Raw genomic sequence first — 281 nt, forward strand, 5'->3', positions numbered from 1 at the left:
AAACGATTCTTCGAATTTATCGGTGTCTATACTTCCCTTTAGAGAAACTGCTCCGGGCATATTATAGGCCAGCGAACCGCCTTCCAGCTGGCTCATTATCCACAATCGTCTTTGAGAAGCCGTTAAGGGATAAGACTCGCTTTCAGGTGCCTTTGGGATCGCGATATATTCGCTATCCTGCAGCTCTTTGCTTAATTTTTCAATGGTTGGGTTTGCAAAAAACAATTTAATAGTGATTGTTTTTCCAAATTGTTTATGGGTACGGTTAATTACCTGAGCTA

Annotated in this window: 1 protein-coding gene; it reads right to left on the reverse strand. The window is 41.3% G+C overall.

Features of this window, described 5'->3' with window-relative positions; genetic code table 11:
• Positions 1-281 (reverse strand): condensation domain-containing protein (locus tag DM397_RS00230; protein ID WP_162615416.1); only part of this gene is annotated, 281 nt, incomplete at both ends.

Origin of the sequence: Flavobacterium nitrogenifigens (genome assembly GCF_003254565.1) — a bacterium.
GTDB classification, from domain to species: Bacteria; Bacteroidota; Bacteroidia; order Flavobacteriales; family Flavobacteriaceae; genus Flavobacterium; species Flavobacterium nitrogenifigens.